The 12,924-nt window shown below is 60.5% G+C and carries 11 protein-coding genes; 4 read left to right on the forward strand and 7 right to left on the reverse strand.

Going from position 1 to position 12,924, the window contains the following annotated elements; genetic code table 11:
• Window positions 1–69 precede the first annotated feature (69 nt).
• The 4 genes from N675_RS10630 to pdxH all read right to left on the reverse strand — a co-directional run bounded on the left by N675_RS10630 (window position 70) and on the right by pdxH (window position 5,086).
• Entirely contained in the window at window positions 70–1,545 is a 1,476-nt protein-coding gene (locus N675_RS10630; RefSeq protein ID WP_038039892.1) for an aldehyde dehydrogenase family protein, read from the reverse strand.
• A 16-nt stretch (window positions 1,546–1,561) separates the two neighbouring features.
• On the reverse strand, window positions 1,562–2,968 hold the full coding sequence (locus N675_RS10635; protein ID WP_051914644.1) for an AI-2E family transporter: 1,407 nt from the start codon (window positions 2,966–2,968) through the stop codon (window positions 1,562–1,564).
• 78 nt (window positions 2,969–3,046) lie between these two features.
• Window positions 3,047–4,411, reverse strand: a complete 1,365-nt coding sequence (locus N675_RS10640; protein ID WP_038039893.1) for an MFS transporter — start codon at window positions 4,409–4,411, stop codon at window positions 3,047–3,049.
• Window positions 4,412–4,456: 45 nt separating this feature from the next.
• Window positions 4,457–5,086 (reverse strand): pyridoxamine 5'-phosphate oxidase, encoded by a 630-nt coding sequence (gene pdxH, locus N675_RS10645; RefSeq protein WP_038039895.1) that lies wholly within the window; start codon window positions 5,084–5,086, stop codon window positions 4,457–4,459.
• Window positions 5,087–5,195: 109 nt separating this feature from the next.
• On the opposite strand from pdxH, the gene N675_RS10650 reads away from it, so the two are divergent.
• Window positions 5,196–5,684, forward strand: a complete 489-nt coding sequence (locus N675_RS10650) for an HIT family protein (RefSeq protein ID WP_081887058.1) — start codon at window positions 5,196–5,198, stop codon at window positions 5,682–5,684.
• Here N675_RS10650 and N675_RS10655 read toward each other — a convergent pair.
• Entirely contained in the window at window positions 5,681–6,904 is a 1,224-nt protein-coding gene (locus N675_RS10655) for an argininosuccinate synthase (protein ID WP_038039896.1), read from the reverse strand. The two genes, N675_RS10650 and N675_RS10655, sit on opposite strands and share 4 nt — an antisense overlap.
• A gap of 252 nt (window positions 6,905–7,156) precedes the next feature.
• Here N675_RS10655 and N675_RS13760 point away from each other — a divergent pair, with 252 nt between their 5' ends.
• Both N675_RS13760 and N675_RS10665 read left to right on the forward strand, forming a co-directional pair.
• Window positions 7,157–9,091, forward strand: a complete 1,935-nt coding sequence (locus N675_RS13760; RefSeq protein ID WP_051914645.1) for a TolB-like translocation protein — start codon at window positions 7,157–7,159, stop codon at window positions 9,089–9,091.
• Window positions 9,051–10,070: a glycosyltransferase family 2 protein gene (locus N675_RS10665; protein ID WP_081887059.1), complete on the forward strand. Its 1,020-nt coding sequence runs from the start codon at window positions 9,051–9,053 to the stop codon at window positions 10,068–10,070. Before N675_RS13760 ends, N675_RS10665 begins: the two co-directional genes overlap by 41 nt.
• Before the next feature lie 90 nt (window positions 10,071–10,160).
• Here the strand turns inward: N675_RS10665 and N675_RS10670 are convergent, their stop codons facing one another.
• Window positions 10,161–10,490 (reverse strand): hypothetical protein, encoded by a 330-nt coding sequence (locus N675_RS10670; protein WP_038039897.1) that lies wholly within the window; start codon window positions 10,488–10,490, stop codon window positions 10,161–10,163.
• 74 nt (window positions 10,491–10,564) lie between these two features.
• Here N675_RS10670 and N675_RS10675 point away from each other — a divergent pair, with 74 nt between their 5' ends.
• Window positions 10,565–11,056: a hypothetical protein gene (locus N675_RS10675; protein ID WP_038039898.1), complete on the forward strand. Its 492-nt coding sequence runs from the start codon at window positions 10,565–10,567 to the stop codon at window positions 11,054–11,056.
• Here N675_RS10675 and N675_RS10680 read toward each other — a convergent pair.
• Window positions 11,053–12,888, reverse strand: coding sequence for a glycoside hydrolase family 15 protein (locus tag N675_RS10680; protein ID WP_231578020.1), 1,836 nt, complete (start codon window positions 12,886–12,888; stop codon window positions 11,053–11,055). The genes N675_RS10675 and N675_RS10680 overlap by 4 nt on opposite strands.
• Window positions 12,889–12,924: the final 36 nt, after the last annotated feature.

Consider the following 12,924-nt stretch of genomic DNA (forward strand, 5'->3'; position numbering starts at 1 on the left):
CGATTTGTTCTGGCGCCGTGCGCCATCAGCGTCACGCTCCGTCACGCACGATGAAGCGCGCTCCTGCGTCTACTGGGCTGGTGGCATATCGAGATACACGGTCTTCACCTGCGTGAAAAATTCCATCGCAGCGCGGCCCTGCTCGCGCGAGAATGAGCTGGACTCTTTCATGCCGCCAAAGGGTACATGTGGCTCAGCACCTGCCGTCTCCGAATTGACGTGAACAACACCAGCTTCAATCTCGCGAGCAAAGTAGAACGCCTTGCGGATATCGCGCGTCACAATTGAGGCGGAGAGGCCATACCGCACGCTATTGGCAATGGCGATCGCTTCATCCAGCGTTCGAGCCCGAAGAATCCCGACAACCGGCCCAAAGATCTCCTCCTGAGCAATGCGCATCTGCGGCTCGACGTCGGCAAAGACTGTTGGGGCAACGTAGTAGCCGTAGGCATACTCGCCTTCACTCAGCGCTGTGCCGCCGGTGAGCAGCTTGGCTCCCTCTTGCTTTCCGATTTCGATATACTGCAACACCTTCTCACGCTGGTCTTCCGAGACGAGCGGCCCCATGTAGGTATCCGGACGAATGCCTGGGCCAACACGAAGCGACTGTGCCCGCTCCACCAGCTTCGCAGTGAAGTCCTTCAGCACCGGCTCAAGAACAATGACGCGAGACGTCGCCGTGCACTTCTGGCCAGTTGAGCGGAACGCGCCGGATGTGACGATTTCGACTGCCAGATCGAGATCCGCATCGTCGGCGATAATCACAGGGTTCTTGCCACCGAGCTCAAGCTGCACTTTCGCCCCACGCTCACTGGCGACCTGATAGACGTGCCGCCCGACTGTGCCTGACCCGGTGAAGGTAATCGCATTGACCTTGGGATGGCGTGCAATTGCCTCGCCAACCACCGACCCGGAGCCGTGGACAAGGTTGAGCACGCCAGCCGGTAGCCCAGCCTCGATAAAGACCTCGGTAATCAGATGCGCGGTGAGGGGCGTCAGCTCAGCCGGTTTGAAGACCGCCGTGTTGCCGTACGCAATGCACGGAGCGAGCTTCCACAACGGAATCGCGACCGGGAAGTTCCATGGCGTAATGACGCCGACAACGCCGAGCGGCACCCGTTCTGCCCACAGGAACGTCTCTGGGTTCGTCGCCGAGAAGACTTCGCCGATGGGCCGAACGGGCTCGCCGGCAAAGAAGCGGAGAATCGCGACACCGCGCAGAACTTCACCGACCCCCTCGCCGATGGTCTTGCCTTCTTCGCGGGTGAGCGCTTCGCCAATTTCTTGAGCACGCTGCTCAAGGATATTGGCAGCCTTGTGGAGAATCGCGGAACGCTGTGGCCCTGAGGTCCGGCGCCAGGTTTTGAACGCCTCCGCTGCCGCTTCAACCGCGCGATTCACGTCCTCGGCTGTGGACCGCGGGAAAAGACCAAGAATTTCACGGGTATCGGCCGGATTTTCATCGGGTCGCACCTCATTGCCGCTTGGCTCGACCCACTCGCCGCCAATGTAGTTCTTGTACTGTTGCGCAACCGTTGTCGTCATGTTCGCCCTGCCTCCCCTACCAATGTTGACCCACAACGGGCACGGACAGCGATTGCATTTCCTGTCGAAGGTCCATGATAACGCGATCGGGACGAAGGGGAACGGGAAGCCGGCTTGCGGACGGGATACCGGCAGCTGTGGCAATGCTGGCAATCAGCGGATCCGGCGTCACGACCTGGAGCTGACTGGTTGTCTCTATACTTTGCTCAACCAGCAGGCTCAATGCCGGGAGATCATCCCACGTCAGCGCATTGGGCTGGACCAACAGCACGAGCGTCCGCCGCGGCCGCTGCTGCAGATATTCGCGGAGTAACGGCACATCATCGCGATGCCGCACCAGCACAATTTCACGGGGCGGTGGATGCCGTAACTCTTCAACGATCGCGAGCACAATGATTTTCAACGCAGCCAGCGTCGGCACGGCCAGGAGCAGGCCAAGGAAACCAGCCAAACTCGCCCCAGCCAGCACAGCAAAGATAACCAGCACGGGATGAAGGCGGATAAAGTGGCCAACCAGTTGCGGAATCACGAACTGGTCTTCCAGGATGCGCAGGGCAAAGTAGATCGCAGCGATCACCAGCGCCAGCTCAAGCGAGGACCAGCCGAACGGTGCCGTTCCTTGCGCCAAGGCCACGATCACTGCCGTTGCGCCCGCAATCCAGGGGCCAACAAACGGCACCAGTTCAAGCACACCAGTTGCAAACGCTAACGCGAGCGCATAGCGCACCTGGAGCACTGTCAGGGCGATGAAGCTGGCCGTTGTCATGATCAGGAGCAGCAACAACTGCGTGCGGATATACGCGCCAAACGTGGCATTCACCTGCGAGAGAATGCGGTGGATCGTGCGCTGGTACCGCCGCGGGGCAAGACGACGCAGGTGTGCGATCAATTGCCGCCCATGCAGGAGGAAGTAGAAGCTTGAGACAGCGAAGACGAAAAACTTGATGACGACTTCGAAGGTCGCAAGCACAATCGGTACCGCTTGTGTACCGAAGCGCTCCGCCAGGGCTTGTGTGACGGCAACAAGCCGTTGCGAGATCATTTCCGTACTAATAGCAATCTCCCCGAAACGGAGGAACGGCAGATTGGTCAGTCGTTGTTGGGCTTGTTCGATCACATTCGGCAAGAACTTGAAGAAGGCTTGAACCTGAGAAGCAAACGCCGGAACCAGCAGAAAGCCAGCCAGCACAAGGAGGCCGAGGAAAACAACGTAGAGCAGCAGGATGATCAAGACGCGTGGTAAGACTGTCTTGCGCTCGAGCCAGTCAACAAGGGGGTGGAGCACGTATGCAAAAATTGCCGCGAGGATAAATGGCGTGAGGATCGAGCTGACCTGGAGCAGGACATAGCCCCCGACCAGGATCGCGATCCCAAGAATGACCATGAGCCCAGGCGATGTGCGGATCCGTTCAAAGGCGTCCATGTGTCTCTCGGATGTCCTTACGTCCAGCAGCCGCAATACCGCAAGATAACTCTATCAAACTTGTCCGCGATTCGTACGCTACCGAAGCGACACGCGACGCAAGCGAGACGATGCACGAACCTGCGGCGTCCGCCGAACCTCGGGGAGCATGCCACTGGTCAATACTGCGGCCAGCGCAAGGGCAAGGGTAACAAGAAACAGGACAAGAAAGCCAAAGTGATCAAGCAGCACACCACCGAGTGGAGGAGTGAGCGAGACAAGAGCAATAGCAGTGTTCGAAAGGCCGATAAAGGCTGGGCGTGTCGTTGGTTCCGCAATCTCCAGCGGATAGGTGAGGTTCGTCAGCCCCTGGCCACTGAGGACAGCTCCGTAGAGCGCGAAGATCAAGCTATAGAACAATAGGATCACAGGCGGATCGCTCACCGGCAATCGATCAGCGATGACCGTCCAGCTCAGTAACGGCGGGAGCGCGAGTGCCAGAAGGGGCATGAGCGCACGGAGGAGCGCAATGAGCTGGAGCGCTAGCCGATTTCCCCATCGCTCAACGATCCACCCCCAGACTGGGCTACTGGCAAACCGGCACGCCGCCATGATCATCAGGGCAAGCCCAAGAAACTGAGCAGGCGCCCCGAGAACGAGCTGCGCATAGATAAGAAAAAAGGGATCAGCGAGACTCGCGAGGGTTACCAGCGTACGGTAGCTCAGAAACCGGCGGAATGCCGACTGTCGCAGGACGATTGGCAAATCCGCGACCCAGCTTTGGACTGGCTCAGCCGTTTGCATAGACGGGCGACGCCGCAGCGGCGGATCGCTCACCCGTGCACCGGCGTAGCTCGCTAACGCAAGCGCAGCAAAGCTTGCAAGAAAAATCGTGCCGTACGCAGCGCGTGTTGCGCCCTGCGCGTTGCTCACGGCACGCGCTACGAGGAGGCCAGCTAGGAACGCAAGAGCACTGCCCCACACGTTGCGCTGGCTAAAAAAACGGGCACGGACATCGGCAGGAATCGCGCGGGTAAGCTGTTCGACGAGCGGGACAAACGCGAAGCCAGCCGCAAGATTGTAGATGGCGTAGGCAAGCGGGATCAGCCAGAGCAGCACGTGCTGCTGTGCCCCCACGAGGGCCACCAGGCCGAGGGGCAGGATTGCCCAGGCACGGAGGAGTCCCGGCCAACCGGCCCACGCACGGAGCCGCCGGCGACGCTGAATGACTGCCGCCGCTACAGCCTGTGGAAGGAGCCAGAAGCCCGTGTTGATAGCTGGCATGAGACCGGCAAGGACATTCGAACCGCCGAGTTCGCTGATGAGCGGAGCAAGCACCAGTGTCGGATGGATCAGCGTGTCGCCGAGGACGAGGAGTGCGCCGTTCGCGATTCCGAAAACGACATCGCGGCGTGTTCGCGCACGGGTTGTCTCCCTCCTACCCGGAGATGCCGGCTCATGCATTCGCCTCGCTCCTCCTCAGTCGAGGATCGGCTGCGCATGCCTGCCTTACGGCTGCAGCCGCTCAATCTGCCATTGCCCATCGGCCTGGCGGCGATAGCGAAAACGATCGTGCAGCCGATCGCGCCGCCCCTGCCAGAACTCAAATGTCTCGGGGACAACCCGAAAGCCGCCCCAGAACGGGGGACGGGGAACAGCACCTTCGGGAAACGCTTGGGCAAGTGCTGCGTGGCGCTCCTCAAGCGCGGCCCGGCTGTCAATCGGCTGGCTTTGCTGCGACGCCCATGCACTGAGCTGAGAGCCATAGGGACGAGACGCAAAGTAGGCATCTGATTCAGCCGAGCTGACACGCTCAACCAAGCCGCTCACGCGCACTTGCCGCTCGAGGGCATCCCAGTAGAAGAGCAACGCAGCTCGCGGATTAAGCGCAAGCTCTTTGCCTTTTTGGCTTTCATAGTTGGTGTAGAACACAAACCCACGCTCATCAACGCCGCGCAGCAAGACCATGCGTACCGAGGGCACTCCATCGGGCGTGGCCGTCGCGAGCGCCATCGCGTTGGGATAGCGGATGCCGGCTTGTTCAGCGTCAGCAAACCATGCAGCAAACTGCTGAAACGGGTCATCGGCGAGGTCATGGCGGCAGAGCGGGCGATCAAGACTTGGGACTCGCGTCTGCACTCCTCCATCCTTTCGCTGCAACACGGCACGCTTAGGCCGCTGACTGCGCTAAGGATAGAGCGGAACAGCCAGACCGTGTATTGTTCGCCAGCGAGGAAAGGAGCCTGCTATGTCGCGATCGTGCCCGTTTTGTGCCATCGCCACGGGTGCAGCACCAGCTGAGATTGTGTACGCCGACGATCACGTCGTGGCCTTCCTCGATCACCGTCCGCTCTTCCTCGGCCATACCCTTGTCATTCCCCGTGAACACTACGCGACGTTGCCTGACTTGCCACCAGCGCTGATCCCCCCTCTCTTCGGCGTTGTCCAGCGCCTGGCACAAGCAGTGCCACAGGCGCTCAACGCTGATGGCAGCTTCATCGCCATCAACAACCGCGTGAGCCAGAGCGTTCCGCATCTCCACGTTCACGTCGTTCCGCGTCGCCGCGGCGATGGCCTCCGCGGTTTCTTTTGGCCGCGGACGCGCTATGCCAGCCCAGAGGATATGGCAGCCATCGGCGCACGTATCCGTGCAGCGCTTGTCACCCTCATAACTCTGCCCGAGGGAGAATCCTCCACCCGGGCAGAGTATCGGCACGACTGTGACCGTGAACGCTAGGAGGATTGGCGACGCTGTTTGGCGAATGCAGCAACCGTGAGTGGCAAGCCGAAGAGGTTAATGAACCCTTCGGCATCCTTTTGGTTATAGACTGCATCAGCGCCAAACGTGGCCAGCGACTCCTGATAGAGGCTATAGGGCGAGCGGCGACCGAGGACGATGCAGTTTCCTTTGTACAGCTTCAGTCGGACTTCGCCAGTAACTGTCCGCTGGGTCACGTCAACGAAGGCATCGAGCGCCTCACGGAGCGGAGTGAACCAGAGGCCATAGTAGACAAGCTCAGCGTACTTCTGGGCCACGAGGTCTTTGTAGTGCAGGGTCTCGCGATCGAGCGTGATTGATTCCAGCTCGTTATGAGCAATCGCCAAAATCGTTGCCCCAGGCTGCTCATAGACGCCACGGCTTTTCATGCCGACGAGGCGGTTTTCAACCAGGTCGATGCGTCCAATACCGTGCTCACCGCCCAGCTGGTTGAGCTTCTCGAGGAGCGTCACCGGATCAAGTCGCTCGCCATTCAGGCTGACGGGATAGCCCTGCTCAAAGCCAAGCGTGATCTCAACCGGCGTATCGGGCGCAGCTTCCGGGCTCTTCGTCAGCTGGAACATGTCCTCGCGCGGAGCAGTCCAGGGATCCTCAAGCGGTCCACCTTCGTGGCTAAGATGCCACAGGTTTTGGTCGCGGCTGTAGATGTTTTCGCGCGATTGGCTTACGGGGATACCACGCGAGGCGGCATACTCGAGCAACGCTTCACGCCCGCTCAAGTCCCACTCACGCCACGGAGCTATGACTTTGAGTTCGGGGGCCAGCGCCTTGTATGTCAGCTCAAAGCGAACCTGATCGTTCCCTTTGCCGGTACAGCCGTGCGCGACAGCATCAGCGCCCTCTTTCTTGGCGATCTCGACCTGGTACTTTGCGATGAGCGGTCGCGCAAAGCTCGTGCCTAACAGATACTTGCGCTCGTAAACCGCACCAGCGCGCAAGGTCGGAAATGCGTATTGTGTTAAGAACTCTTCTTTCAGGTCAAGGACATAGGCCTTTGAAGCGCCCGTCGCCAGGGCCTTCTGCTCGATCTGCGAAAGATCATCACCTTGGCCAATATCGGCTGTGAAGGTGATGACCTCGCACTGGTACGTCTCCTTGATCCACTTCAAGATGGTCGACGTATCGAGCCCGCCAGAATACGCCAGGACGACTTTCTTCACTGTCGGCTTCTCGCCCATCGGAACATGCTCCTTTCTGTCAGTACCGGCCAAGCTCCGACAACGTGCGTACTATGCCGCTTGGCCTGACTCGTCCTGGCAGGTGGTGTCGAATCACGCTGTCCTCCCACACCCTCCGAACCATAACCTTCCCAAGCCTAACAACGCGCGTCAGTGTGCGCAAGACGCAGAGCCTGTGCCACGCGTCGCATGCTATCATTCTTCAGGGCAGAGAGGCCGAGGGCAGGGGAGGGATTGCGGGAAGGACCCTCAGTGCGACTTGGCTCCGTTCAGCGAACGCTGCGGACGCTGGCCTGGCTCCTGATCCTGACAGCGTTTGTCGGCGTCGGTCTAGTCGCTGCCGCATCACCACAAGCTTCGCCATCGACCACTCCACGACCTCTCGCTTTCCTGGCACGCGACCAATCGTTATGGTTTGGCGATGACCAGCACGGTCCAACGCGCCAAGTGACACACGACCTTGCCGTTCGCGACGTTGTCTGGGCACCGAGCGGCGATGCCGTCGCCTTGACCGCAGACCAAAACGGCCAGGCTATTGTTGCGATTGCTGACCTCGGGACAGGCTCAGTCCATCTGCTTGGACCGGGCGCTCAGCCAAGCTGGACCGCTGATGGCAGCCGGCTCGCGTATCTTGATCACGGAACAATCCGCGTTGTTGACCACACCGGAGCGCCACTTGCCACCTATGCCGTCGGCGCATCGGCAATTCGCTGGGCCCCGGACGGACACGCCATCGGCTTTACACAGCCGGCTGGCGGAACTCAGCTCGCTCCTGAGTGTCCAAGCCAGGTGCTCGGTTGGATTGACACTGCAACCGGGCAGGCTCGGCCAATCGGAACAAGCTTTGGCGACTTTGCCTGGCAAGGGACTGGAAGCGCCATCCTCTACGTTTCTGGACAAGATGCCACGCTCTGGCGCTACGACCTTACAAGCGGTAAAGCTCAGCAACTCCTCGCCCGCACCCCTGATGTCTGCCACAGCGATCTCATTATGTCGGCTGATGGCACAACCGTGTTCTTCCTCGACGCGACGTCATCTGGGCGAACGCTCATCGCGCTCTCCCTGGCCTCTGGGCGGGTACGGGAGTATCCCAATCTGCCGATCGGCTACCCTGGCCAGCACTTGCCCCACGCCTATCTCTGGATCGACCCAACGGCTCAGGTTGCGTATGTCACCCAAAGTTATCCCACCACGGTAACGCGCATTGATCTGGCTTCGGGAGCCCAGACGACGCTGCTGCAAAACGACTACCGCATGCTGCTCGCTGTTGCGCCAGATGGGCAGACGCTGGCACTCCTGGATAACCCGACTGGCAAACCACCGATTGTGACACTCCTTGATCTCACGACACGGCAGACGCACGCGTTGAACGGCATCGGCTGGCTGGCATGGCAGCCTCCAGCCCTCACACCACTAACGTTCCAGGCATGGCAGGCGGTCTGGGACCGCGAAGATCGCCCGGTCGCTGCAGGAGCGGCCCAGCGAACCTGGATGTGGGGTCCACAACCCTTCGCGGTTTTCGAAGAACCCTATGCGGACGCCACTGGCGGTCATCGCGCAGTCGAGTACTGGGACAAAGCGCGGATGGAGGTTAATCAACCGAGGGCGGATCGATCGAACCGCTGGTATGTGACGAACGGTTTGCTTGTCCGTGAGCTGATCACCGGCCAGTTGCAGGTCGGCGACAACCAGTTCATTCCGCGCGCTCCGGCGCAGATCCCGGTTGCTGGCGATCCTGATGACCAGACAGGTCCAACCTACGCGACGCTCGCCCGTGTCCTGGCCACTCCACCCACGCCGGTCGGTGCAGAGATCCGGCAGCGGCTTCACCGAGACGGCACCGTGACGCAAGACGGTCCCGGCGGGGTTCATGCGGCCTACCTTGTGCCCCAAACGCAGCACACGATCGCCGACGTTTTCTGGGCATATCTCCAAAGCGAAGGGCCGATCTGGAACGGCCAAGCGTTTGTCACTGGAAAGCTCTTCGATCCGCTCTTCTTCGCGACTGGATACCCGATTACTGAGGCATACTGGGCACAGGTGAAAGTTGGTGGGCAGGTAAAGGACGTGCTCATTCAGTGTTTTGAACGACGCTGTTTGACGTACACCCCATCGAACCCACCAGGCTGGCAAGTGGAAATGGGCAATGTCGGTTGGCACTACGCACGCTGGCGCTACGGCTTCTAACGACACGCGAACGCTCTGGGTGATTATCGTCAGCTACAACGCTGCGCAGTTGCTCGACCGTTGTCTGCGCTGCGTGCTGGCAAGCCAGCTGGACCGGCGCTTGATTGTCTATGTCGTTGACAATGCCTCGACTGATGACAGCATGACCGTCGCCCGAACCTATAGTAGCGATCCCCGACTGCGCATTCGCCCATTGGACACCAACCTCGGCTTTGCCCGGGCAAATAACGTGGTGCTGCGGGAGATTTTGGCCGAAGGGTCTCACCAACACGATCTTGTGCTCCTGTTGAACAACGACTGTTTCGTCGAGCCAGAGACCCTTCAGCGCTTAGCGCTGTTCCTCGACAAGCATCCCGATGCCGGTATTGTCGGCCCGAAGCTCATCTTGCCTACCGGCGCGCTTGACTTAGCCTGCCGTCGTGCATTTCCGACACCAGCGAACGCGCTGTGGAAATTCCTCGGGCTAGCACGCTGGTTCCCACACCATCCGCGATTCGGTCAATACAACCTGACCTACACCGACCCGAACCAGACGCTCGAGGTCGATGCAGTCAGCGGCGCATGCATGGCTATCCGTCTCGCTGCAATCGCTGACGTCGGCCTGTTGGATGAAGCGTTCTTCATGTATGGCGAAGATCTCGACTGGGCTTACCGCGTGAAGCAGGCAGGTTGGCGCGTCTTCTACTATCCAGCCGTGCAGGCACTGCACCTCAAGGGCGGGTCAGGGGGACGACGCACGCCACAGTCTGTCCGCGCCTTTTACCAGGCGATGGCGCTTTTCTACCGCAAACACTATGCCGCGCGCTCACCGGCCTGGCTTAACGCGCTGGTGATGCTCGGCATCACGCTCTTCGGCGGCATCGCATATGCCCGCGCCCTTCTCCACGCGGGATCACTCACCTCGTCGAGCATCCCTACGCCCCAGCAGCCGGCTCATGAACTCGGCCGTCCCCTCTCCTCACGCCATTCAGTGAAGTGAGACCATCAGCTTCTGGCCGATCGAAAGCTGCACCGTGCGCTGCTCCCTGAACATCTTGCCGTCGCAACATGTATGACTGGGGAAGCAGCGTCATTCCTGGGCTTCGTCACGCGCACGGTCGATAGCATATGCCAGGCGTTCACGGCGTTGGATTGCTTCGGGATCGATGTGGAGTTGTTCGCCGAGGGCTACAAGATAGGCGTCGAAAGATACGGCGCCAAGCTCACGGGGTTGTGCTTGCGCAGTCAGGACATCGGCGCACGATGGACTACAGGCCAGTAAAATGGGCCCGACACTCACGGCGTCGAGCGGCCACAGCGCGAAACTGACTTCATCGCTCCTCGAGAGCAGACGTCCGCAGGCGTCGCAGCGTCCGTCGGGGAAGAACGTATCATGTTCTCGTCGCATCACCAGCGGCATGTGTACTTCCTCACCTCCACTGTCTGCTTTTGCTTTCATGATTATGCGGCGCGAGCAAGACGGGGGGAAGGAGCATGATAGGACTTTGGTTTGCATTTGGCTCGGTTGTCCTCTGGGGATTTCTCGCAACCATCATCTTGACGTTGACACTCCGGATGAGTCAGGCTATCGGCCTGACCCGGATGGACATTCCGCTTATCCTTGGGCTGCTCTTCACGCCAGACCGTGAGCGCGCCAAAGTGTATGGCGTGCTGATTCATGTGCTGAACGGTTGGCTCATTGCCTTCCTCTATGCCGCGTACTTCCGGCTCCTCGGCCACGCGTCCTGGGAATGGGGCTTGCTCGGCGGGCTGCTGCACGGCGTTGTCGTCGTCATGCTTGTATTGCCAATCCTGCCGGGGATTCACCCACGGATGGCAAGTGAGACAACCGGGCCAGAGCCAACGCGCCACTTGCAAGCCCCTGGCTTTCTCGGCTTAAACTACGGTCGCCGGACTGCGCTTGCCACCCTGGCAACCCATGCGCTGTACGGGGTGATTCTTGGCATTGGCCTCGGTCTACACTAACAGCAGCGTTCCTGGAGCGTTAGCGCAGCACTGATAAGCCCCAGATGGCTGAACGCCTGCGGGAAGTTACCCAGCTGCTCACCAGTTTCCGGATGCAACTCCTCAGCCAGGAGGCCAAGGTCATTGGCGCGCTTCAGCAGCCGCTCGAAATACGTGGTCGCCTGGTCACAGCGGCCGAGCCGTGCAAGGGCCTCAACTAACCAGAAGGAACAGATGACAAACGCGCCTTCGCGCCCTGGCAAGCCATCATCACGCCGATAGCGGTAGACAAGCTCATCCTGGCCAAGTTCACGGATGACCGCGTCCACTGTTCCAACAATCCGCGGGTCAGTTGGAGGCAGGAAATGGTCGAGCAGCGCAAGCCACAGCAATGCCGCATCCATCCCCCCACCAGGCGTGCTAACGAACGCACCGCGCTTGGGATCGAAGCCGTGCTGCTCAATCCAATCCAGCATAGCCCGCTCGGCCTGCTCCATGGCTGTCAGGGGCAGCGTGAACCCATCGAACGCCGCCAGCTCACGCGCGCAGCGAAGCGCGGCATAGCACATCGCTTTCGAGTGGGTATGGTGTGCCCGGCCACTGCGCGGCTCCCAGATACCATCGTCAGGCTCGGCCCAGCGTCGTAGCACGGTTTGCACCAGCCCACGAATGAACCGCTGGGCATCGCGATCAAACGGCCGCCCAGAGACCCGGCGATATTGCCACAGCGCCAGCATCACCTCGCCATAGACGTCAAGCTGCAGCTGGTCGCTGGCAGCATTGCCCACACGGACAGGCCGTGCCCCACCATACCCCTCGAGGTCAAGCAGCTCCCGTTCAGGAATATGCGCTTCGCCATAGAGCGTGTAGACAACCTGCAGCTCCGGATGCGTCAGGTGGGTTGCGTAGAGCAGCCAATCGACGAACGCTTCGGCCTCGCGATGGTAGCCAAGCTCAAGCAGGACGCGCACCGTGAATGCTGCGTCACGCAGCCAGCAATAGCGATAATCCCAATTCCGCACCCCACCGGGCCATTCTGGCAGTGACGTCGTTGGCGCTGCCACAATGGCCCCACTGGGAGCATAGGTGAGGAGTTTGAGGGTAATCGCGCTCCGCACCACTGCTTCGTGATACGGGCCGGTGTACGCACAGCGATTTGCCCACGCACGCCAGAATCGCTCCGTTGCGTGCTCGAATCGATCGAGAAGCTGCGGAACGGGTAGTTCGGCTGGCGCTTCCATCGAGTACGCGAGCACAAGGTCGAGTTGCTCGCCCGCTTGCAGCGTTACCTCGCCGGTCAAGACGCCACCTCGCACCCGCAAGGGATGAGAGCAGTACGCCATGCACAGTTGATCAGCCCAGCCAATCGTAGCCAGCGTCGGAATAACCTGGCGCACCTCCGGCGTGCTCCGCCCAAAGTTCGGGCGCAACCGCACGCTCACCTGCAGCGGAACGCGCCCCTGTGTGCACCGTACCCGGCGGATAATCGCACGCGGCGGGACGGGGAGCTGGCGCTTCTCCGCCTCAGTCAACGCTGGCATGAAATCGCTTACCACCACGCAACCATCGTCGGTCTGGAATGTTGTGTCGAGAATTGCCGTACCAGGGCGATAACAGCGGGAAACGGTTGCTGAGACGCTCGGTGTGATGACACAGGAGCCACCGACATCAGCGTCAAGCAGGCGAGCCAACACCGGATCGCCATCAAAGCGCGGCAGACACCACCAGTCGATCGAGCCAAGGAGCGAGACCAGCGCGACACTGCGGCAGTCGCCGATGACACCATAGGCGCCGATCGGCAGGTATCGCGCTGTTCGCAGTTCCTCCGTCCGCTGCAGCGCTCGTTGCTCCACTCGGCCCTCCCGCGCTTTTCCGCCACTCATGGTACT

Origin of the sequence: Thermorudis peleae (assembly GCF_000744775.1) — a bacterium.
GTDB lineage: Bacteria > Chloroflexota > Chloroflexia > Thermomicrobiales > Thermomicrobiaceae > Thermorudis > Thermorudis peleae.

Excerpts from the sequence above, each read along its gene's own strand:
- N675_RS10655 (WP_038039896.1), bottom strand. The coding sequence starts at position 6,904 with ATGGGCGAGAAGCCGACAGTGAAGAAAGTCGTCCTGGCGTATTCTGGC.
- N675_RS10675 (WP_038039898.1), top strand. The coding sequence starts at position 10,565 with ATGATAGGACTTTGGTTTGCATTTGGCTCGGTTGTCCTCTGGGGATTT.
- N675_RS10630 (WP_038039892.1), bottom strand. The coding sequence starts at position 1,545 with ATGACGACAACGGTTGCGCAACAGTACAAGAACTACATTGGCGGCGAG.
- N675_RS10635 (WP_051914644.1), bottom strand. The coding sequence starts at position 2,968 with ATGGACGCCTTTGAACGGATCCGCACATCGCCTGGGCTCATGGTCATT.
- N675_RS10640 (WP_038039893.1), bottom strand. The coding sequence starts at position 4,411 with ATGCATGAGCCGGCATCTCCGGGTAGGAGGGAGACAACCCGTGCGCGA.
- N675_RS10650 (WP_081887058.1), top strand. The coding sequence starts at position 5,196 with ATGTCGCGATCGTGCCCGTTTTGTGCCATCGCCACGGGTGCAGCACCA.
- N675_RS10670 (WP_038039897.1), bottom strand. The coding sequence starts at position 10,490 with ATGCCGCTGGTGATGCGACGAGAACATGATACGTTCTTCCCCGACGGA.
- N675_RS10665 (WP_081887059.1), top strand. The coding sequence starts at position 9,051 with ATGTCGGTTGGCACTACGCACGCTGGCGCTACGGCTTCTAACGACACG.